This is a genomic window from Staphylococcus sp. FSL W8-0774 (assembly GCF_038006785.1).
Classification (GTDB): Bacteria; Bacillota; Bacilli; order Staphylococcales; family Staphylococcaceae; genus Staphylococcus; species Staphylococcus pasteuri.
The window spans coordinates 1,021,776-1,046,085 of the sequence record NZ_JBBOVW010000001.1; the positions used below are offsets into that span (position 1 = coordinate 1,021,776).

The window sequence follows — 24,310 nt, forward strand, 5'->3', positions numbered from 1 at the left end:
TAATCCTGTTGTGAATAGTGGGGAAGGCGTTAGTAATCAAGATAATACTACTACAAATGATGAAGTTAATACCCCAGCCGTAGAAGTTGTACAACCTGCTGTTTCGTTAGATGACTTACAAACACCAAAATTACCAACTGAATTAAATAATGATAATCAAAATAGTAAAGTACCAACGGAAGGTTTAAACAAACCTGTCGCAACAGTAGAAACAAATCAGTCTCCTAAGAAAAGAAGTAAACGTGAAGTGGGAGATAGTACAAACGATAATAATGTAGTAGCTAATAACCAAGTGGATAATGCTCAAAATCAAACATTAAATAATGCTAAACAAGTCGCTACTAATGAAATTAATCAAAAAGCTACTGAGAAAAACCAATCAATTAATACTACTGCAGAAGCCACACAAGAGGAAAAGCAAGTTGCATTAACAGACGTTGAGCACCAACAATTTAATGCTAATAATAATATTCAACAAGCTGCATCTGAAAACGATGTTACTACAGCAAAAAATAATGGTTTAACTGCTATTGATAATATTACTGTACAAACACATGCTAAAGAAGCTGCACGTAATGCGATTGTTCAAAAGGTAGCTGATCAAATCTTAAATATTAATAATAACCAAAATGCTACAAATGAAGAAAAAGCAGAAGCAGTAAACCAAGTTCATAATGTTGAACACCAGGCCTTAAAAAACATCAATGGTGCTAATACACAAGATGAAATAAATAATATTCAAAATCAAAATGTTACATCAATTGGAAAAGTTGAACCTACTACAACTGTGAAACCAACTGCTATTTCTGAAGTTAATCAAGCTGCAACTGAACATAATAGTACTATTGATGGAAATAGTGGTGCTACAACAGAAGAAAAAGCGAAGGCAAAAGAAAAAGTAAATGGATTAGCAGGGGTTACAACTTATAACATTAATCATTCTTCTTCAAATCAAGAAGTTAATCAAGCTAAAGAATTAGGTATAAATCAAATTAATGCAATTACGCCAGAAACGGCCGTAAAAGATTCGGCGAATGACGAAATTAATCAAGCAGCACAACAACAAAAAGAACATAATAATAATAACTATGCAGATGCTACGACAGAAGAAAAAACAGAAGCTAATAATTTAGTAGATAGTTTAGCCAATGAGGCACATACTGACATTGCAGCTGCTAATACAACAGACGAAGTAAATAATGTGAAAAATAATACTGTACAAGCCTTACAAAATGCTAGCACTGTTGTTGCAAAGAAACCAGCTGCAAGAGACCAAATTAATCAAGCACTAAGTGATAAAAAACAAGCGATTAATAATTCAAATCAATCAACAACAGAAGAAAAAGCTGACGCAATTAATCAATTAGATCCGAAAAAAGCTGAAATTGATAATAATATCAATCAAGCTACAACTAATGATGAAGTGTCAACTGCTGTAACAAATGGTTTAAATGAACTCAATAATATTGAACCTGCAACTGTTAAAAAGCAACAAGCAAAAACAACTATTGCTCAAGATGCAGATAATCAAAAGCAACTTATCAATCAAGATACTAATTCAACTACTGAAGAACATGATGCAGCTAACGCTAAGATAGATCAAGCAGTTGCAAAAGCCAATAATGATATTGACCAAGCAGCTACTAATAATGATGTAGATAATGCTGTTGCAACTAACCAAACAGAGATTAACCAAATACAACAAGATGCTCAAGTCAAACCTGCTGCAAAAGCAGAAATTGCTCAAAAAGTTACTGAACAAGAAACGGTTATACAAGCAACTCGAGGTACAACTACTGAAGAAATTAATGAAGCACTTCAAGCCTTACAAACAGCTAAAACTCAAGCTGACCAAGCTATAGATGCAGCACAGTCAAATGCGGATGTAGAAAATGTTAAAAATGAAGAAATAGCTAAAATAGCTTCAATTTTACCATCACAAGAATACAAAAATAATGCTATGGCTGAAATAGAAAATTTAGGTGAACAACGCAAAGTAGAACTAACTCAAAATCCTGATATGACTAGAGAAGAACGTGATGATACTGTTGATTCAGTAGATAGAGCAGTAGGTCAAGGTACTAATAATGTTTACCAAGCTTTGAGTAAACAATCCGTTGATAATGCTAAAAATGATGCGATTACTAACATCAACCAAGTTAGAGCATTTGTGAATGTAAAACAAGATGCGAGAGACGCAATCAGCCAAGTAGCTGATCAACGTAAACAAACTTTCCCTAATGATGTTCATGCAACTGATGAAGAAAAACAAGAAGCTTCAAATAATGTTGATGCAATTGTTACAAAAGCAAATGAACAAATTAACCAAGCTACTACTGATGCACAGGTAGCGCAAGTTAAAAATCAAGCCATTCAAGATATAGATTTAGTAGTACCACAAAGTAATGCTAAAACGACAGCTTTATCAAATATTCAAACTAAACAGGAACAACAAACATATATTATAAACAACGAACCAAATGCTACTTCAGAGGAAAAAGCGATTGCTTTACAAGAGTTAAATCAAGTAGTTACAAACGCCAATAATGAAGTTAATGCGGCTACTACAAATGCACAAGTGGCTACAGCTGAACAAAATGGTATTACAGCTATTAGTAACACACTTCCAGCAACACAGACTAAAGGTGATGCTAAAGCTGCATTAGATCAAGCTGCTACAAATCAAAAAGCATTAGTAGGTCAAAATCAAGATGCAACTACTGAAGAAAAAGATGCGGCAAATCAATTAATCGATCGAGCTCTTAATAATGCGAAACAATCTGTTACTGATGTAGATAGTGCTATAGATGTTGAAACTAAAAAGAATGAAGGTATCGACAATATCAATCAAATAACTGCAGATACAGGTGTTAAAACTGCTGTAAAACAAGATTTACAAAATCAAGCTAATGCTAAAAAGCAAGAAATTGCTAATAGTCCTTTATCTACTGAAGAAGAAAAACAAGCAGCAAATACAAAAGTTGATAATGCATTACAACTAACGATGAAACCATTCAAGCCATTCAACCAGAAACTACAGTCAAAGATAATGCTAAAAAAGAAGCTTTAAACATCTTGAATCAACAAAAAGATACAATTTATCAAAATGCCAATGCTACTGCTGAAGAAAAGCAATTAGCTGGTGATAAATTAGATCAATTAGCTTCTAAAGTTATCAATAATATTAATCAAGCAAACACTAACAATGATGTAGATCAAGCTAAAACAAATGCAATAACAGAAATCAATCAATTTACACCATCAATTGTTAAGAAAGAAAATGCTAATGAAGAATTAACAGATGCGGCAGATTTAAAACAAGCTGAGTTAGATAAATCTCAAAATAATAGTCAAGAAGATATTGATGATGCTAAACAAACAGTACAAGCTATTTTATCTAAAGCTAAAGAACAAGTGAACCAAGCACAAACTAATCAACAAGTTGATGAAGCTAAAGCTAATGGAATTAATGCATTACAAAATGTTCAACCAATAGGTGGATTAAGACGAGATGCATTAAAAGAAGTTAATGATGTTTACAATGATAAAGTTAATGAAATACAAGATGCTGTGAATGGTACACAAGAAGAAATTACAGCTACATTGAATAATTTAAATAACATAAAAGCTCAAGATGACACAGCGATTAACCAAGCTACAAATGTACAACAATTAACAACTGCCAAAGACCAAGCTTTAAGTGATATTAATAGTTTTGAATTCACATTTACTAAAAAGTCAGATGCCATTACAGAAATTCGTGATGCTTTATCAGCTAAAGAAAATTCTATTAATGAAAATAACAAAGCAACTTCTCAAGAAAAAGATAATGCTATAAATAGTGCTAGAGAACAAGCAAATATTGCATTTATTAACATTAATAACGCTGATACAAATCAACAAGTTGATGATGCAGTGTCAAAAGGTAAAGCAGAAATTGATCAGGTCACTCCAGAAGTTGTAACTAAACCAAATGCGATTGAATCTATTAATCAACTTGCTGATCAATTAAAAGAAACATTTGGACAAACATTAGGCGCTACACTTGATGAATCTGAAGAAGCTGCACAAAAAGTAGATACTATTGTTAATAACGCTAACAATGAAATTGAAAATGCAGCATCTGACATTGATGTAGCTCAAATCAAAGCGAATGCTATGAATGATTTAAATCAAGTTGTCATTAATGTTGAACAAATTTCTAATGCAGCAAAAGCATTAAGAGAAGAAGCGGATAAAGTTAAAGAAACAATTGATTCAAATGAAGATGCAGTAGAAAGTGAAAAATTAGCTGCTAAAGAAAATTTGAATAATATTTTAGAAAAAGGTTTAGCTGTATTAAATGTACAAAATACTAATGAAGAAGTAGCGAATGCAAAATCAAACTTTATAGATCAAATTAAAGCTATCAAAGTGGATACAGTTGTTAAACCTAGAGCTATATCAGAAGTAACGAAATTTGTTAATAACCAAGTTGCATTAATTCAAAGTTCAACAAAAGCTACTACTGACGAAAAAGAAGACGCAATTAATAGAGTGAAAGCAATTGAAGATGAATCATTAGCATCAATAAAAAATGCCAATAATAGTAATGACATTAACGAAGTGGTTGAAAATGCTCAATTAAAATTAGGATCAGTGAATGTTAAAGCTATAATTAAAGAAGAAACAATCAAAGCATTAGATGATAAGATTGCAGAACAAAAAGAAAAGATTAATAATTCACAAGCAAATCAAGAACAAAAAGATAAAGCATTGAGTCAATTAGGCCAGCTTACTTCTAAAATTGGTGAACAAGTAGATCAAGCCCAATCAAATGAAGATGTGTTAAAAGTTAAAGAAGAAACAATCAAACAAATTGAAGCGATTGTTCCAAAAGTAACTCAAAAATCACCTCAAAAAGATCCAAACCAAGAACCGGTAAAAACACCTCAAAAAGACAAAGATAATGATAATGATGTTCCAACTCAACAAACAACAGTCACTGGAAGCAAAACTGATGAAGATAATACTCCTATAAAAAATGGAGAAAACATCGATGAACAAGTTACTTCATCAACAGTTGAACAAAGTGAAGAGAACGACAATAACTCAACATCAGAAGCTAAACAATTACCAGAAACTGGACAAAACGATAGTCACATACCAGTGGCAGGAATTGCCTTTGCGGCTGGTGCTGCTATAGTTAGCAGACGACTAAGTCAAAAGAAAGATAAATCAGAATAAAATAGTTAAACTGTAAGTTTGATCCAATAAAATCATAAATAAAACAGAGTTTAGGTATTAATCCTAAACTCTGTTTTTATATACAAATATTTATAATAAATTATCATATTTTCCAGCATTTAAACCTGCTACGTGACCAGTAACTAATGCACTTGTAATATTATATCCACCAGTATAACCGTGGATATCTAACACTTCACCACATAAGAAAAGGCCTTTAGACAATTTCGACATCATAGTCTTAGGTTCTATCTCTTTTAAAGAAACACCGCCACCAGTTACGAACGCCTTATCAATTGGTAAAGTTCCATTAACATTAAATGAAAATCCTTTTAATAACTTAACTATTGTATTTAATTGTTGATTTGAAAGATGATGTGATGTTGTTTCATTATCAATTTCAGCTTGTTCTAAAATAAATAACAAATATCTTTCTTCAATTAACCCATGTAGACTGTTTTTAATATATTTATCAGGTTCATCTTTTAATAATTTTCTAATATGTTGTGAAAGTTCATCTTCGTTCATAGTTGGAAAGACATCAAGTGCCATTTTTATATCTTGTTTCTTTTGATTTTTTTGTTCTTTATAAACAAATTGACTACATCTTAATGCAGCTGGTCCACTGACACCAAAATGTGTAAAAATCATATCCATTTGATGACTAATTCTTTTTTTGCCATTCTTTTTTAATACGGATAATTCTACATCTTTGAGACTTAGTCCTTTCAATGTTTTATCTTTAATAAAACGTTCAGGAGAAGTGATAGGTACTTCGGTAGGGAACAATTCTGTAATAGAATGGCCTAGCGATTTTGCAAAAGTATATCCGTCACCAGTCGAACCTGTTTGGGGTACACTCGTACCACCAGTTGCTATAATTAAACTTTTAGATTTATAAGTTTGTTGTGCAGTTTCAACTGAAAAAATACCCTCATTATCTTGTGATACATTAAGAACAGTGGTTTCTTCCTTAACTGTAACATTTTGTTTATTAATCGTATCAACTAAAGTATCAACGACGTCTTGCGCTTTATTTGATACAGGGAACATGCGCCCATGATCTTCTTCTTTGAGTTTTACGCCACGACTCTCAAAAAAATGAATAATAGATTCATTATCAAAAACAGAGAAGGGACTATATAAAAATTTTCCATTTCCAGGAATGTTTTTAATAATTTCTTCATAAGGTAAGCGATTGGTTACATTGCAACGACCACCACCTGAAATTTTTAATTTTCTACCAAGTCCTTTCTTTTTTTCTAACAAGAGAACTTGGTTACTACTAGAGCTAGCGGCAACAGCAGCCATTAGTCCGCTGGGGCCACCACCGATGATGATTGTTTGATACATTTTAACTGCCTCCAATAAATATTCATCACTATTGTATCTGAATAGAAAAATATATGCTATAGAAGTTGTATAATTAGATGACAATGAATAAAATGAGAATTATAATAGGAAACTTGAAGTATCATACATAAAAATCGACTAGCTAAGATTTGAGATTGCTTTTTATTTTATCAAAAGCGTGTTTACTAATAAAAATATGATAAAATCAATTAACACAAATAGTTTTTGTGATATATTTTATATTAATGTAAGCTAATGATAATGAATAAGATATGAAGTTAAATAACTTTAATAAACTTTTAAAGATAGGAAGATAGTTAATGAGCGAAAGTAAAGAAATGGTTCGTGGGACCTTCTTAATTACATTTAGTATATTAATTACGAAAGTTCTAGGTGTTCTATTTATTATTCCGTTTAACCATTTAATTGGTGGACAAGAAAATATGGCACCGTTTACTTATGCCTATGCGCCATATAATATTGCAATAGCTGTAGCAACAGCTGGCGTACCGTTAGCAGCTTCAAAATATGTTGCTAAATACAATGCTTTAGGTGCATACAAAGTAAGTCAGAAGTTTTATAAATCAAGTTTTATAGTGATGAGTATAACTGGTATTCTAGGATTTTTACTATTATACTTCCTAGCACCATATATTTCAGAATTAACACTATCACGTAATGCATCAGATAAAAATGGTTGGTCAGTTGCTGATATTACATGGATTATTAGAATTATAAGTATGGTTGTTATATTTATACCAGTACTAGCAACTTGGAGAGGTATATTCCAAGGTTATAAATCTATGGGACCAACAGCAGTATCTGAAGTTACAGAACAGATTGCACGTGTGATTTTCATTTTAGTCGGAAGTTACTTAGTATTAAATGTCTTTAATGGTACTGTATTAATGGCTAATGGTATAGCTACGTTTGCAGCAGCTATTGGTGCGATTACAGGTATTTTCACATTATGGTATTACTGGAGAAAACGTAAGAAACATATTGATGAAATGGTTTTATCAGATAACACAGATATAAATGTATCTTACGGAAATATGTATAAAGAAATTATAAAATATAGTATTCCATTTGTAATTGTAAGTTTAAACTTCCCGTTATTTAATTTAGTCGATCAATTTACACATAATGGAGCTTTATCAATTGTAGGCGTATCTTCTCAGTTACAAGATATTTTCTTTAATATGTTGAATATGTCAACAAATAAAATAGTAATGATTCCTACGTCTTTAAGTGCTGGTTTTGCAGTAAGTTTAATACCTTATATTACTAAGACATACGAAGAAGGTCGATTGCATGAAATGCATAGACAGATAAGAACATCTATTGGAGTGCTTATGTTTATTACTGTTCCTGCTAGTATAGGAATTATGGCATTAGCTCAACCATTATTTACAGTTTTCTATGGCTACGATCCAGTTGTTCAAGGTCATGACCCTAACTTTGATGGTAGTAGATTGTTATTCATATATGCTCCAGTAGCAATTTTAATTTCATTATTAAGTGTGACGGCTTCAATGTTACAAGGTATTGATAAACAGAAGTTAACTGTATATGTGATCTTGGGTGCAGTGGCTATTAAGTTGATATTAAACTATCCTCTAATTATGTTATTACGTACACCAGGTGCAGTACTTAGTACGTCAATTGCATTATTATTCGCAATTGGTTGCAACTTCTTTATCTTAAAGAAATATGCCAAATTTAAGTTCAGCTATAGTTGGATTCATTTTGGAAAAATATTCTTGTATTCATTCATTATGATGATAGGTGTAGAACTTGTCTTCTTTATTGGTAAGCTATTCTTAGCACCAAGTAAAGTAGGATATCTAATTATTATTATTGCTGGTGTTATCGTAGGTGCTGCAATTTATGGTGGAATTACAATAAAAACAAAATTTGCTGATGAATTTTTAGGGGAAATACCTGAAAAAATTAGACGTAAAGTTGGGTTCTTACGATGAGAATTGATAAATTTTTAGCTAATATGGGGATTGGCACACGTAACGAAGTTAAACAAAACTTGAAAAAAGGTCATGTGAAAGTTAATGATAGCGTGACTAAATCACCAAAAACTCATATTAATCCTGAAGTAGATATAGTTAAAGTCAATGAGGAAGTTATTAAATATATTGATAAAATTTATATTATGTTAAATAAACCAAGTGGTGTCATTTCTGCCACTGAAGATGACAAAGATAAAATCGTCATTGATTTAATCCCTGAGTATCAACACTTGGGGATTTTCCCTGTCGGTAGATTAGATAAAGATACAGAAGGTTTATTGCTGATTACTAATGATGGGCAATTTAATCATGATTTGATGAGTCCTCATAAACACGTCCCTAAAACTTATGAAGTTGTGTCTCAAAATTCCATATCGGAAAATGATATTAAATTATTCGAAAAAGGTATAGAACTTTCTGATGGAAAGGTGAAGCCAGCTCAATTAGAAATAATTGAAAACAAGCTCTCACGTGTTACGATATATGAAGGTAAATACCACCAAGTAAAAAGAATGTTTCATGAGATAGAAAATGAGGTATTAAAATTAAAACGTATTAAAATAGCTAATTTAGAGTTAGATGAAACACTCGAATTAGGAGAATATCGTTTATTAACAGAAAATGATTTTAAATTATTGTTAAACTAAAGAAAGAGAAGGTGTAATTTATGGCAAAAGGTACAAATTTATTTAGAGTAGTTCTAGGTTTAGGCGGCGCTGCAGCAGCAGTATTATTATCTCGTAAAGAAAGTAGAGATAAATTAAAAGAACAGTATAATCAATATAAAGAAGATCCAGAATCATACAAAGCAAATGCTAAAGATTTAGCTAATCAATTAAGTACGAAAGCTAATGAAACAATTCAAGACGTGAAAAACGATCCTAAAGGTTATGCAGAAAGATTAAAAAATGACCCTAAAGCTTTCTTAGAAGAAGAAAAAACTAAATTCACAAACTTAGATGATAAAAAAGAAGACGACCTAGACGAAGGTAAGTTTGATGATGAAGGTGGCGCAACAGTAAATAATAATTTACGTGTCGTTTCAGAAGATGACTTAAAAAATAATAAAAATGCGTTAGATGATAACAAATAATATTGGTTAACTTGAAACCCTATGTACTATTTCCAATAAGAGATAGTACATAGGGTTTTATTTAGTTATAAAAATTTAGAAAATTTCGTAATATTTCTGACGTCTTACTGTAGTTTCCTTGTAACTTCATGTAAAATAGTAAATAACTTATAAAAAAGGAAGTCGAATTCGAATGTGGAAAGAAAAAGTTCAAGAATACGAAAACCAAATAATTGAAGATTTAAAAGGTTTGTTGTCGATTGAAAGTGTAAGAGATGACAGTAAAGCTAGTGATGATGCGCCTGTAGGACCTGGACCTAGAGAAGCATTAGACTATATGTATAAATTGGCTGAAAGAGATGGATTTTCTACTCATGACGTAGAGCATATTGCCGGACGTATAGAAGCGGGTAACGGTGACGATCTCTTAGGTATTCTTTGCCACGTCGACGTAGTACCTGCTGGTGACGGTTGGGATTCAAACCCATTTGATCCAGTTGTTACAGACCAGTCAATCATAGCAAGGGGTACACTAGATGATAAAGGACCTACAATAGCAGCTTATTATGCAGTTAAGATTTTAAATGATATGAAGGTCGACTGGAAGAAACGAATTCATATTATTATTGGAACTGATGAAGAATCAGATTGGAAATGTACAGACCGTTATTTCCAAACAGAGGAAATGCCTGCACTAGGATTTGCACCAGATGCTGAATTTCCTGCTATTCATGGTGAGAAAGGTATCACTACATTTGATTTAGTTCAAAATGAAATGGCTGAAGATGTAGATGAACCAGATTATGAATTAATTTCATTTAATTCTGGACAACGTTATAACATGGTACCAGATCATGCTGAAGCTAAAGTTTTAGTTAAAGAAAACATGACTGATGTTATTCAAAACTTTGAATATTTTATAGAATCAAATCAATTACAAGGTGAAAGTACAGTTGACAGTGGAATTCTTATTTTAACTGTTGAAGGTAAAGCTGTTCATGGTATGGATCCTTCATTAGGTGTAAATGCTGGCTTATATCTATTAGAATTTTTAGCTACACTAAACTTAAATAAAAGTGCTAAAGACTTTGTAAACTTCAGTAATCAATATTTACATGTATCTCATTTTGGTGAAAAAATGGGTATGAAATTCCATACTGATATTATGGGCGAAGTTACTACTAATATAGGTGTTATCAATTATGATAATGAAAATGCTGGCCGATTTGGAATAAATTTAAGATATCCGCAAGGTTTTGAATTTGAAGAAGCTATAGAACGTTTTACTAATGAAATTAAACCATTAGGATTTAGAGTAGAAATGGGTAAAGTTCAAAAACCACACTATGTAGATAAAAATGATCCTTTTGTTCAAAAATTAGTAACAGCATATAGAAACCAAACTGGAGATATGACAGAGCCATACACAATAGGTGGAGGCACATACGCCAGAAACCTAGACAAAGGTGTCGCTTTTGGGGCAATGTTTAATGATTCAGAAGACTTAATGCATCAGAAAAATGAATACATCACGAAAAAACAACTATTTAATGCAACGAGTATTTACCTCGAAGCGTTATACTCATTATGTGTGGAGGGATAATTTATGACAAAAGTTTTTATTAATGGTGAATTTTTAAATCAAGATGAAGCTAAAGTATCATACGAAGATAGAGGATATGTTTTTGGTGACGGAATTTACGAATATATTCGTGCTTACGAAGGTAAGCTATTTACTGTAAAAGAACATTTCGAGAGATTTTTAAGAAGTGCTAACGAAATTGGATTAGATCTTACTTATACAGTTGATGAATTAATTGAATTAGTTCGTAAACTCTTAGAAGTAAATGATGTTAAAAATGGCGGTATTTATATTCAAGCTACACGTGGTGTTGCACCTCGTGAACATTCATTCCCAACACCACCAGTAAAACCGGTTATCATGGCATTTACGAAAAGTTATGATAGACCATATGAAGATTTAGAAAATGGTATTTATACTATGACAACAGAAGATATTCGTTGGTTACGTTGTGATATTAAAAGTTTAAACCTATTAGGTAATGTTTTAGCTAAAGAATTTGCTGTTAAATACAATGCTAGTGAAGCGATTCAACATCGTGGAGAAACTGTAACAGAAGGTGCTTCAAGTAACGTATACGCCATTAAAGATGGAAAAATATATACACATCCTATAAATAATTTTATTTTAAACGGAATTACGAGAAGAGTCATTAAATGGATTTCTGAAGATAAAAATATTCCATTTATTGAAGAAACGTTTACTGTTGATTTCTTAAAAAATGCAGATGAAGTTATTATTTCAAGTACGTCTGCTGAAGTTATGCCAGTAGTTAAAATTGATGGGGAAGATGTCGGAGATGGTAAAGTAGGCACTGTTACGCGACAATTACAAGAAGGATTCAATCAGTATATAGAAACACATAGTATATAAGTTGAATATTTATCAAAATTTCCACAACTATCTCACTCTAAATATGTTATAATCTAATTCAAAGTAGTTTTATAAATATTTAATGAGCGGACTAGTAAAATGTGTCTTTTAGTTTCTCATTTTTAGTTGAAATATGATGGTAAAAATTATAAAATCTTCTATGAGTGATATTAAATGAGGACGCAATTTTCAAGCGTATTTTTAGGGACAAAAATATACGAAATAGCCAACTCACAAAAACTGTAAAATAAATTTTAACAAGCGTGTAGAGCGACTATACGGTTTATATAAATTAGAATATATGGCTCTTGAAAACATATTTCTGGAGCCATTTTCTAATTGAAAGTGAGGTGAACGTGTTGGAGCAGTTTTATCAGTTAGGGTGGACATTAGATTCAGCTGGAGGCGCTTCTGGAGAGGCCTATATGGCTGAACAAGATGGACAAAAGTTGTTTTTAAAACGAAATACGAATCCTTTTATTGCAGCTTTATCTGCAGAGGGTATTGTACCTAAACTTGTTTGGACAAAAAGAATAGAAACCGGCGAAGTAGTTACGGCGCAGCATTGGAAAAACGGTCGCGAATTAAGTGCGAACGAAATGCATCAACCTAGAGTAGCCAAAATATTAAAAAAAATCCACAATTCTAAACCATTACTTACAATGTTAAAAAGAATGGAAATGGAACCTATTACGCCAGAGATTATGCTTAATAAAATTAATGCCTCTTTATCTAGAGAAGTGTTAACACATCATGTTGTTAGAAAAGCATTAACATATTTAGAAGAGCATATACCAAATTTAGATTCTCGTTTCTTTACTGTCGTACATGGTGATGTTAATCATAATAATTGGTTGTTATCTGATAGAGACGAACTATTTTTAGTAGACTGGGAAGGTGCAATGATTGCAGATCCAGCTATTGATATCGGAATGCTGCTTTACAATTACGTTCCCGAGAAGAAATGGTCTAAATGGTTCGAAACTTACGGCGTACAAGAAAGTTTGAACTTGAATAAACGTATGAAATGGTACACTGTGATTCAATCAATTGGTATGGTTCAATGGTATGAAGAACAGAAACGTTTTAAAGATATGAATACATGGCTTGAATTTTTAAATGAAGTTATGAATAGTAACTTATTTATTTAAGGAGATTTGATTATGAGAGTTCGCTACAAACCATGGGCGGAAGATTATTTAAAGGACCATCCAGATTTAGTAGATATGGATGGTTCACATGCTGGACATATAGAAGAATGGTTTGATAAGAAGCAACCTATTTATATAGAAATTGGCTCCGGTATGGGACAATTTATCACTACACTTGCCGCACAACATCCAGAGATTAACTTTATTTCAATGGAACGTGAAAAGAGTGTTATGTATAAAGTGCTTGATAAAGTAAAAGAGCAAAACTTAACAAATCTCAAAATGATTTGTAATGATGCGATAGAACTTAATGAATATTTTAAAGATGGGGAAGTTTCTAGAATATATCTAAACTTTTCTGATCCTTGGCCAAAAAGACGTCATGCTAAACGTAGATTGACTTATCATACATATCTAGCGCTTTATAAACAAATTTTAATTGCTGATGGTGAAATTCACTTTAAAACTGATAATAGAGGTCTTTTTGCCTTTAGTTTAGAAAGTATGTCTCAATTCGGAATGTACTTTACAAAGATGAATTTAAACCTTCACGAAGAAGACGATGAGGATAATATCCTTACCGAATACGAACAGAAGTTTTCGGATAAGGGTTCTAGAATATATCGAATGGAAGCAAAATTTCATAATAATATTCAGCCAAATACTGATAATATATGATTATAAGCCTGAGACATTTATTGATGTCTCAGGTTTTATTTTGTCCAAGTTTAATTATTCAAATTAATACTAGCGACATTATTTTAGTTATTAGGATAAATTTCATTAATATTATTTTAACTTTTTAAAAAAATTGACTTTCAAAATTTTGTAATATCTTTTCGACAAATAAGTGAATAATTTCACAAAAGTAATTGATAATGATTATTATTTAGTATAATTAAAAGTGATCAAGGGAGGAATAAAAATGATTAATAAAGATACAATTGTTGCTGACGTCGTAACTGACATGCCATTAAGTTCCGATATTTTCAGAAAATATGGTATTGATTTTTGTTGTGGAGGCAATATTTCAATTGAGCAAGCCGTTGAAAATAAAAAAGTTGATGTACAAACTATCTTAGATGAAATTAACCAGTTACCTAATGAATCACAAGGTAATATCAATGTTAAATATCTTGATGTGCCATCATTAATTCAATATATACAGTCTCGTTATCATGAAACGATGCGTGAGGAATTTAAAAATCTATCTCCATACGTTACAAAAGTAGCTAAGGTACATGGACCTAACCATCCATTTTTAATTGAATTGCAAAATTTATATCGTCAATATAGAGATGGAATGCTTGAGCATATGGATGAAGAAGATAATCACGACTTTCCAGCATTAATCAAAATTTCACGAGGGGAACACGTTGATGATGCTTCGAAAATTATAGAAAGCCTAGTTAATGACCATACACAAACTGGACAATTATTAGAGGATATGAGAGAACTAACTAATCAATATCAAGCACCTAGTGAAGCGTGCCAAACTTGGAGACTCGTATATAATCGTCTTGAAAATTTAGAGCGTGAAACACATGAACATGTTCATCTTGAAAACCATGTCTTATTTAATAAATTTTAATTAATGAAAGGGTGTTTAATATATGGTAAAAAAGTAGCAGGTCACACATTTTTAGCTCAACTCGGGAAAAAACGTTTACGTCCAGGTGGAATTTTAGCTACCAATTGGTTAATTGATAAAGGTTGTTTTTCAAATGATAAACGTGTTTTAGAAGTTGCATGTAATATGTGTACAACGTCTATTGAATTAGCTCAAAAATACCAATGCCAAATTGAAGCAGTTGACTTAAATAAAGCAGCATTACAAGTTGGCCAACAAAATGTAGATAAAAACGATTTAAATGACTATATTCATCTAACACAAGCAAATGCGATGGATTTACCTTTTGAAGATGAAAGTTTCGATATTATTTTAAACGAAGCAATGCTAACAATGTTACCTTATAAGGTTAAAGAAAAAGTATTAAAAGAATATTATCGTGTACTTAAACCTAATGGAATTGTACTTACACACGATATTGCTATTATAAATCGAGATAATGAGGACGTTATAGTTAATGAATTGAGTAAAGCAATCAATATGAAAGTGACGCCTTTAACGCCAGAAATTTGGTATAGTTTATTTAAAGATGCAGGATTTTCACAAGTTGAATCAAAAATAGGACCATTATCATTGATGTCACCAGTTGGCATGTTAAGAGATGAGGGTTTACTAGGAACTTTAAAAATTTTAAAAAATGCATTTAAAAAAGAAAACCGTCATATGTTTATAACTATGTTTAAAACAATGCGCAAACATAAATCAAATATGAATTATATTGTTCATGCTATTAAAAAATAGTTAAAATTAAAACGATTGATAACCTTAACATAGATAAAGATGTAAGGTTAAAGAAATCATTTAAAATAAGACAAAACCCATCAAAAGGGTCTTGTCTTATTTTTTACTTTTTAAGAACATCATACTTATGAATGGTATTAAATTGGACAAGATGATGATGTTATAACCTAAATTTGATGAAACAATTGACGTTGAATAAATAAGAATGAGTTCAATAATAATAAAAATTGTCGTAAACAACAGAATAATCTTATTATGTTTATATTGCATTATTGTCCTCCATATATTTAATTGCTTTAAAATGCGCAATAAGAACTTTAACATTAATTGCTATATATACGTTATTGTATTAAATTTGTTAATAAGAGTAAATTTAGTAAATGAGTGGGAAGGTGTCTTTTTATGAAATTAGGAGAATTAACTATTAACGATATTAATGGGGGTAATACTCATATTGATGGAGGTGCCATATTTGGCGTTGTACCTAAACCATTATGGACTAGAAAGTATAGTGTGAATGATAAGAATCAAGTTCATACACCAACACATCCAATTCTTATTCAACATCCTCAATATAATATTTTAATCGATGCAGGTGTAGGTAATGGTAAATTAACTGACAAACAAAAAAGAAATTATGGCGTAACTCAAGAAGGCTTTATAAAAGAAGAATTACAATATTTTGGTTTAACGCTTGATGATATTGATATTGTGTTAATGACACATTTACACTATGATCATGCTGCTGGACTAACTGATTCAAATGGAAATGCACGATTCAAAAATGCTACTCATTATATTCAACAAGATGAATGGCATGAATTCTTAGCGCCTAATATACGTAGTAAAGCGACGTATTGGGAAAAGAATCAAGGTGATTATCAGGACAATATTATTTTATTTGATAAAGAGATTGAACCGGTATCAGGAATTAAAATGATACACACTGGTGGTCATAGCTTTGGTCACTCTATAGTTACTATTGAAAGTGAAGGAGAAAAAGCTGTGCATATGGCTGACATCTTCCCAACAGTAGCACACCAAAATCCATTATGGGTTACCGCGTACGATGATTACCCAATGACTTCAATTCGTGAAAAAGAAAGACTCATACCTTATTATGTTTTAAATGATTACTGGTTCCTCTATTATCATGACGAAAACTATTTCGCAGTTAAATATAATCACAAGGATCATTCAATTACATCATCTATCAAACGTTCATATCGTCAGTATTAAGTTGAAAAAAGGTTATAGTTTAGTTCATTAAGAAAAGTGATACTATAATGAACTAACTATAACCTATCATTTTTATGTAAATTTTAATTTTATAATTCGATAATATTTAAAACTTCACCAGTATATGCATCAGCATAAAAATCATAATCTACTAATTTACCATTTTTAGTTGCGGAGATACCGCCAAGATAAATAGGTTTATTAGCATTAATATTAGGATCGTTAAGAGGTTGTTGTACAATATATGAACCTTTGACATCCATAAAGTATGTTTTGACTTCTTCTAATAACTTATCGGGATTATAAAATTTTTTCTTATTTAGGTAAACAATTACGCCAGCTGATAAAATGACTACCGTACAAGCACCTACAATTAATATATTTTTACAATTTAAACATTTCATTAATGTATCTCCCTTTTCCATGATTCATATTATTAGTTTACCATAATGAAGATGATATAATAAATTATAAGGAGTGAAACATCAAATGACTATTGAAGAGAGTAAAACATTAGAACGCATGGAACATCTGACAGAATTACATGGTGCACCAGGATTTGAAGATGATGTTAAAACATATATGAAAGAACAAATGACACCTTATGTAGATCATTTTGTAGATAATAAAATGGGTGGGTTTTATGGTGTGAAAAAATCACCTAAAGCTAATGCTAAACGTGTAATGATAGCAGCCCATATGGATGAGATTGGATTTATGATTACGCATATCACAGATAATGGTATGATCCAATTTACTAATTTAGGCGGTGTAGCAAATGATATATGGCAGGGACAAAGATTAAAAGTAAAAAATAGAAAAAACGAAGAAATCATTGGTGTCGTTGCCAATATTCCAAAACATTTTAGAACTGGTAATGAAGCAGCACCTCAAATTAAAGATTTAATGTTAGATATAGGTGCAAGTTCGAGTGAAGAAGTTAGACAAAAAGGTATTGAAATTGGCGACACAATTGTACCTGCTACGCCATTTACTCAGTTATCAGAATATAGATATAGTGCAAAAGCGTGGGATAATCGATATGGTTGTCTCATTGCTATTGAAATATTAGAATTACTGAAAGATACAGAATTAGAAGTTGATTTATATGTTGGTGCCAATGTACAAGAAGAAGTAGGCTTAAGAGGCGCTAAAGCATCAGCAGAATTAATTCAACCGGATATTGCATTTGTAGCAGACTGTTCTCCTGCAAATGATATAAAAGGTAAGCAACAATTATCTGGTGCGTTAGGGGAGGGGACATTAATTCGTATCAAAGATGGTACGATGATACTCAGACCTACTTTTAGAGATTATTTATTAAATTTAGTAAAACAATATGATATTCCGCATCAATATTATATGTCACCAGGAGGAACAGATGGCGGTGAAATCCATAAAGCAAATGATGGTATTCCTACAGCAGTAATAGGAGTATGTGCACGTTATATTCATAGTACAGATGCTGTTTTTGATATCCGTGATTATTATGCCGCTCGTCAATTATTAAAAGCATCAATTACGAATTTAAATGAAGAACAAATACAACGATTACAATATCAGTAATATAGGAGTGAAAAACATGATACAACTTGAAACAGAACAACAATTTGAAGAATTAAAGCAAGGAAATACAGTTTTTGAATTTACAGCAGGATGGTGCCCCGATTGTAAGGTAATCGAACCAGAATTGCCACAATTAGAAGAGAAATATCAATCTTTTAAATTTGTATCAGTAGATAGAGACCAATTTTTAGATATTTGTATAGAAAATGGTATTATGGGTATCCCAAGTTTCTTAGTTTATAGAGACGGAGAATTACTAGGAAGTTATATTGGTAAAGAAAGAAAATCCATTGAACAAATAGATCAATTTTTAGCACAATATATTTAATTGAATAGTTGAAAAATATATTTAAAAACTTGTTTTTTTCTGTTACTATCCTTTGATTTATTGTAAACTATTAAAAGGTGCGAAATAGGAGTGATATGAATGAATGTCTTTCAAATGAGAGATAAAATTAAACAGCGTTTGAATCATTTAGATGTAAATTATAAATTCAATCGTGAAGACGAAACATTAAGAATTTATAGAAAAGACAATCATAAAGGTGTCACAATTAAATTAAACGCTATTGTCGCAAAATATGAAGAAAAAGAAGAAAAAATTGTAGATGAAATTATATATTATATAGATGAAGCAATTGCTCAAATGGCTGATCAAGGTATAGAACAACTTGATGAAATTAAAATTATGCCGGTGATTCGTGCTACAAGTTTTGATAAAAAGACTAAAGAAGGCCATGCATTCATTTATGAAAATCATACTGCTGAAACTAATATCTATTACGCATTAGATTTAGGAAAGTCATATAGACTTATTGATGCAAGTATGTTAGAAACATTGAAAATGACAGAACAACAGATTAAAGAAATGTCACTTTTTAATGTAAGAAAGCTTGACAATAAATATAGTACCGATGAAGTGAAAGGTAATATATTCTATTTTATTAATTCTAATGATGGTTATGATGCAAGTCGCATACTTAATACATCATTTTTAAATGATATACAAGATCAATGTGAAGGCGAAATGTTAGTAGCAGTGCCTCATCAAGATGTTTTAGTCATTGCTGATATACGCAACAAAACAGGCTATGATGTGATGGCTCATTTAACTATGGAGTTTTTCACAAAAGGACTTGTCCCTATTACTTCTTTATCTTTTGGATACGACAAAGGTCATCTTGAACCAATATTCATATTAGGGAAAAACAATAAACAAAAAAGAGACCCTAACGTCATACAAAGATTAGAAGCTAATCGTAAAAAATTTAATGATAAAAATAAATAATGATAAAGGAGATATATACAATGAATTTATTCTTTAATCCAAATGGTGTAGGAGATGTTGCATTCTTACAAATCGACCCTACAGAAGGCGAATTCAATTATAAAAAGAATAACGACGTAGTAGAAATAACTAACGAAGATAACGAAGTAGTTGGGTATAATTTCTTTAATATATCTACTCATATACAATTAGAAGGTAATGGACACATTAAATTAACTGAAGAAATCGTTAATCAATTACAACAAATGATTAAAAATAATGGTTTCACATATGAATTGAATGCTGATTTATCTCCAAAATTTGTTGTAGGTTATGTAGAAACAAAAGAAAAACACCCTGACGCTGATAAATTAAGTGTACTTAATGTCAATGTAGGTAATGATACATTGCAAATTGTTTGTGGCGCACCAAATGTCGAACAAGGACAAAAAGTAGTTGTAGCAAAAGTGGGCGCAGTAATGCCAAGTGGTATGGTAATCAAAGATGCAGAACTTAGAGGCGTTGCATCTAGCGGTATGATTTGTTCAATGAAAGAATTAGATTTACCAAATGCTCCTAAAGAAAAAGGTATTATGGTGCTAGATGATAGCTATGATATTGGACAAGCATTTTTTGAATAACAAAGGAAGGTCGTGAAAGTATGAGCTGGTTTGATAAATTATTTGGCGAAGATAATGATTCAAATGAAGATATATTAAGAAATAAAAATAAAAGACGCCAGGCAACTCAATCGAATGATTCTAATCATGACTCATTACTGCCACAAAATAATGATATCTATCATCGACCAAAAGGTAAATTCCGATTTCCTATTAATGGTTTTGAATCAGAAAATGTGGAGTCTGAATATACATCTGTGAATGATGGGGAACAATCTTATGTGAAAAATGATGATAATGAAACTTTAACTTCTCAAGAAAGTAAGAGACATCGTCGTAGAAGGAATCATGCCAATGACGATGAGTATGTGAACTCGTCTCGACAATCTAATTCAAATAAAACTAGAAGAAAACAAGTAACAAATCCTTATGTCACTAAATCAACTCACCGCCAAATTTCTCCTACTTCATTAGGAGATAACAAATCTAATAATGGTGCTACATCTTCAAAATCACAACCAAGAATGAAATTACAATCCGAACGTTTTAAATCAAATTATAAAACGCAACCGGAGTATACATATCACAAAAGTGATTTTAAAGCTTCAGAAGTACCATCAGCCATTTTTGGTACGATGAAAAGACGACCAATTGAAAACGGCATGATACCTCCTAAAGACAATGAAGAAGAAACTAATAATAAAATGAGTTCAAATGTTAATCATTCTAGTGACAACGATGGATACACTGCCGAAAGATCCCAAAGCAACTTTAGAAGTAATCAACAATCGAATGATGTAAAAGAAACTAGTACAAATAGTAATTCAAAACATGATGAGAATATAAATCAACAAACATCGTCAGTGGGAGATGAAAAAGCAATTAACTCAACTCCTAACCATTCAACTAAAGATAATACTATTAATATTAACAATATCTATGCATCTCAAATTGTTGAAGAAATTCGAAGAGAACGTGAACGAAAAGTGCTTCAAAAGCGTCGATTTAAAAAAGCATTGCAAGAAAAAAGACAACAAAATAAAGAGACCAATGAAGATAGTATACAAAAAGCAATTGATGAAATGTATGCCAAACAAGCACAACAATATGTTGGTGAAAGTTCATTAGATATGGAATCTCAAGATGATAGCAATGCTATGATTAACGAGCATGACAATAATGAAACAATAAATCAAACAGATGCAATTGAAAATTCAGACCTAGATCAACAAGAAACATCTCATTACAATTATGAAGAAATCGATTTATCTGATATTAAACCAAGACATCAAGTAAATGATGACGATGTTACTGTGACTGATTTAACAGAACAAGATGATGGCTCAGAAACAACTGATACTAACTATGTTTCATCTCAATCCATATATGATGATCGAACAACTACCGTCCAGAAAGACTCTGAATCTAGTCAAAGTGACTCTACAATTAGTTCAGAAAATGCAAAACATCATTACAGTGATAAAACATCAATATCAGAAAATGAAGATAATAATATAGATGATGCAGATTATCGAGAATTAGATGATAGTGAGCAACCAACAACATATTCTACTTCAGAACATACATCTTCATCTCTATATGATAGTGAGACATCAAAACTTAATGATCATAAGCACTTGAATAGAAGAAGTGGTCATAATGCAGTTACTCAAAGCGTCGATCATGAAACGGAATATGCTAAAAAGCGAAATCCACATATTCAAGATAGCAATTTAGGTAATAGTGATAAAACAATGTCAACATCAGAATCAGTATTAGAAAGTGATGAATCATTAAGTGATAGTTTCATCTCTAATAATAGTAATGAAACATCTGAATTTGTCGCTTCATCTTATGATAATACTCAAAACTTAAGTAGTTCAGAAAATAGCTATTCTGAATCTATAAATGATAATCAATCAGAAAGTTCTGATCAGAATTTTGATAAAGTTAATAGTGAAAATAAAGGCGTAGAAACTAATCAGCATCTACATTATGGACAAACTAGCAAGCCATTAAAAGGTAGTAAGCCATTTAATGTTGTTATGACGCCTTCAGATAAAAAACGTATGATAGATAAGAAAAAATCTCGCACAGTTCATGTTCCAAATCTAACGCCTGAACGTCAATCAAATTCGACACAATCAAATAATATTAAGCAAGCATCGTCAGAGCAATACAATACATCAGAACACTCTGAATCAAATCAACAATCAAACAATATAAGTGAAAGTGAAGCGCCTTCAGCTGATCGTACAAATGAACTAAATCAAACAACATATGAAAGTGACTCAAATTCAACTGCAAGTGAACATAGCCTAAGTGCAAATGACGTTGTCAATAATGAGAATGTGCAAATGGCTCAGAGCGATTATAATGTTGGAATTAATCAAAATATGGAAGATGATAGTTCGTCTATGCAACATGCTTCCAATGATGTTAATGAAAATGATTCAGATAATCGCAATGAAGACAAACGAGAGAATACTCATGCATCTACATCTAAGGTTACATCTGGAGAAGTGGATAATAATGAAAATATTAAAGTTCAAAAGCCCACTATAAGAAAAGGTCCAAATATTAATTTACCTAGTATGGAATTGCTTGAATCACCAGAACCACATGAAGTAAATGAAGAGTGGATTGATGATAAAAAGCAAGAATTAAATGATGCATTATATTATTTCAATGTTCCTGCAGAAGTTCAAAATGTTACTGAAGGTCCAAGTGTGACCCGTTTTGAATTATCAGTTGAAAAAGGTGTTAAAGTATCAAGAATTACTGCTTTACAAGACGATATTAAAATGGCGTTAGCAGCCAAAGATATACGTATCGAAGCGCCGATACCAGGTACAAGTTTAGTAGGTATCGAGGTACCTAATCAAAACCCTGCCAAAGTCAATTTGAGATCAATTGTAGATTCAGATCAATTTAAAAATGCTGAATCTAAATTGACAGTTGCAATGGGTTATCGCATCAACAATGAACCATTACTTATGGACATTGCTAAAACACCTCATGCTTTAATTGCAGGTGCAACAGGTTCAGGTAAATCAGTGTGCATTAATAGTATTTTAATGTCGCTATTGTATAAAAATCATCCGGAAGAATTAAGATTATTATTAATTGATCCAAAAATGGTTGAATTAGCACCATATAATGATTTGCCACATCTTGTGTCACCAGTAATTACAGATGTTAAAGCAGCCACACAAAGTTTAAAATGGGCTGTTGAAGAAATGGAACGTCGATATAAATTATTTGCTCAATATCACGTTAGAAATATTACAGCATTCAATAAGAAAGCTTCTTATGAACAAAGAATGCCAAAAATTGTTATAGTAATAGATGAATTAGCCGATTTAATGATGATGGCGCCACAAGAAGTAGAACAATCCATCGCGAGAATAGCTCAAAAAGCGCGTGCTTGTGGTATTCATATGCTTGTTGCCACACAAAGACCATCAGTTAATGTTATTACCGGTTTAATTAAAGCTAATATCCCAACTAGAATTGCATTTATGGTATCATCAAGTGTAGATTCTAGAACTATTCTTGATAGCGGAGGAGCAGAACGACTATTAGGATATGGCGACATGTTATATCTTGGTGGCGGTATGAATAAACCTATCCGTGTTCAAGGTACATTTGTTTCAGATGAAGAAATTGACGACGTTGTAGATTTTATTAAACAACAGCGTGAACCTGATTATTTATTTGAAGAAAAAGAATTATTAAAGAAAACACAAACTCAAGCACAAGATGATTTATTTGATGATGTGTGTGAGTTCATGATTAATGAAGGACATATTTCTACTTCGTTAGTACAAAGACATTTCCAAATTGGGTATAATAGAGCAGCGAGAATCATAGATCAATTAGAACAACTAGGTTATATATCTGGAGCGAACGGTTCTAAACCTAGAGATGTTTATATTACTGAGGCGGATTTGAATCAAGATTAAA

Annotated in this window: 19 protein-coding genes; 17 read left to right on the forward strand and 2 right to left on the reverse strand. The window is 31.5% G+C overall.

Going from position 1 to position 24,310, the window contains the following annotated elements; all coding sequences use genetic code 11:
• The first annotated feature begins 292 nt into the window (after window positions 1-292).
• A complete protein-coding gene (locus NSQ15_RS05095) occupies window positions 293-3,070 on the forward strand; it encodes a DUF1542 domain-containing protein (RefSeq protein ID WP_445684187.1) in 2,778 nt (925 codons plus the stop codon).
• Window positions 3,071-3,075: 5 nt separating this feature from the next.
• Window positions 3,076-5,226, forward strand: a complete 2,151-nt coding sequence (locus NSQ15_RS05100; protein WP_340746979.1) for a DUF1542 domain-containing protein — start codon at window positions 3,076-3,078, stop codon at window positions 5,224-5,226.
• A gap of 90 nt (window positions 5,227-5,316) precedes the next feature.
• Here NSQ15_RS05100 and NSQ15_RS05105 read toward each other — a convergent pair whose 3' ends face one another.
• Complete coding sequence (locus tag NSQ15_RS05105; RefSeq protein ID WP_070454005.1) at window positions 5,317-6,579, reverse strand: BaiN/RdsA family NAD(P)/FAD-dependent oxidoreductase; 1,263 nt, start codon at window positions 6,577-6,579, stop codon at window positions 5,317-5,319.
• A gap of 320 nt (window positions 6,580-6,899) precedes the next feature.
• On the opposite strand from NSQ15_RS05105, the gene NSQ15_RS05110 reads away from it, so the two are divergent.
• From NSQ15_RS05110 to NSQ15_RS05155, 10 genes are all read left to right on the forward strand, one after another.
• Window positions 6,900-8,561 carry a putative polysaccharide biosynthesis protein gene (locus tag NSQ15_RS05110; RefSeq protein WP_070454004.1) on the forward strand — a complete coding sequence of 554 codons (1,662 nt, stop codon included), beginning with the start codon at window positions 6,900-6,902 and terminating at the stop codon, window positions 8,559-8,561.
• On the forward strand, window positions 8,558-9,250 hold the full coding sequence (locus tag NSQ15_RS05115; protein ID WP_340746980.1) for a pseudouridine synthase: 693 nt from the start codon (window positions 8,558-8,560) through the stop codon (window positions 9,248-9,250). Before NSQ15_RS05110 ends, NSQ15_RS05115 begins: the two co-directional genes overlap by 4 nt.
• 20 nt (window positions 9,251-9,270) lie before the next feature.
• Window positions 9,271-9,696 (forward strand): YtxH domain-containing protein, encoded by a 426-nt coding sequence (locus NSQ15_RS05120; protein ID WP_017638273.1) that lies wholly within the window; start codon window positions 9,271-9,273, stop codon window positions 9,694-9,696.
• A 172-nt stretch (window positions 9,697-9,868) separates the two neighbouring features.
• A complete protein-coding gene (gene pepV, locus NSQ15_RS05125) occupies window positions 9,869-11,278 on the forward strand; it encodes a dipeptidase PepV (protein WP_117238949.1) in 1,410 nt (469 codons plus the stop codon).
• Window positions 11,279-11,281: 3 nt separating this feature from the next.
• On the forward strand, window positions 11,282-12,130 hold the full coding sequence (gene dat / locus NSQ15_RS05130; RefSeq protein ID WP_017638271.1) for a D-amino-acid transaminase: 849 nt from the start codon (window positions 11,282-11,284) through the stop codon (window positions 12,128-12,130).
• A 359-nt stretch (window positions 12,131-12,489) separates the two neighbouring features.
• Window positions 12,490-13,281: a phosphotransferase family protein gene (locus tag NSQ15_RS05135; protein WP_017638270.1), complete on the forward strand. Its 792-nt coding sequence runs from the start codon at window positions 12,490-12,492 to the stop codon at window positions 13,279-13,281.
• 12 nt (window positions 13,282-13,293) lie between these two features.
• Window positions 13,294-13,959: a tRNA (guanosine(46)-N7)-methyltransferase TrmB gene (gene trmB, locus NSQ15_RS05140; protein WP_217193958.1), complete on the forward strand. Its 666-nt coding sequence runs from the start codon at window positions 13,294-13,296 to the stop codon at window positions 13,957-13,959.
• Window positions 13,960-14,206: 247 nt separating this feature from the next.
• Entirely contained in the window at window positions 14,207-14,872 is a 666-nt protein-coding gene (scdA, locus tag NSQ15_RS05145; RefSeq protein WP_017638268.1) for an iron-sulfur cluster repair di-iron protein ScdA, read from the forward strand.
• A gap of 3 nt (window positions 14,873-14,875) precedes the next feature.
• Window positions 14,876-15,652 (forward strand): class I SAM-dependent methyltransferase, encoded by a 777-nt coding sequence (locus tag NSQ15_RS05150; RefSeq protein WP_070454000.1) that lies wholly within the window; start codon window positions 14,876-14,878, stop codon window positions 15,650-15,652.
• A gap of 402 nt (window positions 15,653-16,054) precedes the next feature.
• Window positions 16,055-16,891, forward strand: coding sequence for a YtnP family quorum-quenching lactonase (locus NSQ15_RS05155; protein ID WP_046466826.1), 837 nt, complete (start codon window positions 16,055-16,057; stop codon window positions 16,889-16,891).
• Window positions 16,892-16,980: 89 nt separating this feature from the next.
• Here NSQ15_RS05155 and NSQ15_RS05160 read toward each other — a convergent pair whose 3' ends face one another.
• Window positions 16,981-17,295 carry a PepSY domain-containing protein gene (locus NSQ15_RS05160; protein ID WP_017638265.1) on the reverse strand — a complete coding sequence of 105 codons (315 nt, stop codon included), beginning with the start codon at window positions 17,293-17,295 and terminating at the stop codon, window positions 16,981-16,983.
• Window positions 17,296-17,380: 85 nt separating this feature from the next.
• Here NSQ15_RS05160 and NSQ15_RS05165 point away from each other — a divergent pair, with 85 nt between their 5' ends.
• The 5 genes from NSQ15_RS05165 (at window position 17,381) to NSQ15_RS05185 (ending at window position 24,309) form a co-directional block, all read left to right on the forward strand.
• Window positions 17,381-18,457, forward strand: a complete 1,077-nt coding sequence (locus NSQ15_RS05165; protein ID WP_046466824.1) for a M42 family metallopeptidase — start codon at window positions 17,381-17,383, stop codon at window positions 18,455-18,457.
• A 16-nt stretch (window positions 18,458-18,473) separates the two neighbouring features.
• Window positions 18,474-18,785 (forward strand): thioredoxin family protein, encoded by a 312-nt coding sequence (locus NSQ15_RS05170; RefSeq protein WP_046466823.1) that lies wholly within the window; start codon window positions 18,474-18,476, stop codon window positions 18,783-18,785.
• A 99-nt stretch (window positions 18,786-18,884) separates the two neighbouring features.
• Window positions 18,885-19,745, forward strand: coding sequence for a DUF1444 domain-containing protein (locus NSQ15_RS05175; protein ID WP_046466822.1), 861 nt, complete (start codon window positions 18,885-18,887; stop codon window positions 19,743-19,745).
• A 20-nt stretch (window positions 19,746-19,765) separates the two neighbouring features.
• Complete coding sequence (ytpR, locus tag NSQ15_RS05180) at window positions 19,766-20,365, forward strand: YtpR family tRNA-binding protein (RefSeq protein ID WP_017638261.1); 600 nt, start codon at window positions 19,766-19,768, stop codon at window positions 20,363-20,365.
• 20 nt (window positions 20,366-20,385) lie between these two features.
• On the forward strand, window positions 20,386-24,309 hold the full coding sequence (locus tag NSQ15_RS05185) for a DNA translocase FtsK (protein WP_217193956.1): 3,924 nt from the start codon (window positions 20,386-20,388) through the stop codon (window positions 24,307-24,309).
• The last annotated feature ends 1 nt before the right edge of the window (window position 24,310 follow it).

Excerpts from the sequence above, each read along its gene's own strand:
- NSQ15_RS05165 (WP_046466824.1), top strand. The coding sequence starts at position 17,381 with ATGACTATTGAAGAGAGTAAAACATTAGAACGCATGGAACATCTGACA.
- scdA (WP_017638268.1), top strand. The coding sequence starts at position 14,207 with ATGATTAATAAAGATACAATTGTTGCTGACGTCGTAACTGACATGCCA.
- NSQ15_RS05105 (WP_070454005.1), bottom strand. The coding sequence starts at position 6,579 with ATGTATCAAACAATCATCATCGGTGGTGGCCCCAGCGGACTAATGGCT.
- NSQ15_RS05160 (WP_017638265.1), bottom strand. The coding sequence starts at position 17,295 with ATGAAATGTTTAAATTGTAAAAATATATTAATTGTAGGTGCTTGTACG.
- NSQ15_RS05170 (WP_046466823.1), top strand. The coding sequence starts at position 18,474 with ATGATACAACTTGAAACAGAACAACAATTTGAAGAATTAAAGCAAGGA.
- dat (WP_017638271.1), top strand. The coding sequence starts at position 11,282 with ATGACAAAAGTTTTTATTAATGGTGAATTTTTAAATCAAGATGAAGCT.
- NSQ15_RS05185 (WP_217193956.1), top strand. The coding sequence starts at position 20,386 with ATGAGCTGGTTTGATAAATTATTTGGCGAAGATAATGATTCAAATGAA.
- pepV (WP_117238949.1), top strand. The coding sequence starts at position 9,869 with ATGTGGAAAGAAAAAGTTCAAGAATACGAAAACCAAATAATTGAAGAT.
- NSQ15_RS05115 (WP_340746980.1), top strand. The coding sequence starts at position 8,558 with ATGAGAATTGATAAATTTTTAGCTAATATGGGGATTGGCACACGTAAC.
- trmB (WP_217193958.1), top strand. The coding sequence starts at position 13,294 with ATGAGAGTTCGCTACAAACCATGGGCGGAAGATTATTTAAAGGACCAT.
- NSQ15_RS05150 (WP_070454000.1), top strand. The coding sequence starts at position 14,876 with ATGAAAGGGTGTTTAATATATGGTAAAAAAGTAGCAGGTCACACATTT.
- ytpR (WP_017638261.1), top strand. The coding sequence starts at position 19,766 with ATGAATTTATTCTTTAATCCAAATGGTGTAGGAGATGTTGCATTCTTA.
- NSQ15_RS05120 (WP_017638273.1), top strand. The coding sequence starts at position 9,271 with ATGGCAAAAGGTACAAATTTATTTAGAGTAGTTCTAGGTTTAGGCGGC.
- NSQ15_RS05155 (WP_046466826.1), top strand. The coding sequence starts at position 16,055 with ATGAAATTAGGAGAATTAACTATTAACGATATTAATGGGGGTAATACT.
- NSQ15_RS05175 (WP_046466822.1), top strand. The coding sequence starts at position 18,885 with ATGAATGTCTTTCAAATGAGAGATAAAATTAAACAGCGTTTGAATCAT.
- NSQ15_RS05110 (WP_070454004.1), top strand. The coding sequence starts at position 6,900 with ATGAGCGAAAGTAAAGAAATGGTTCGTGGGACCTTCTTAATTACATTT.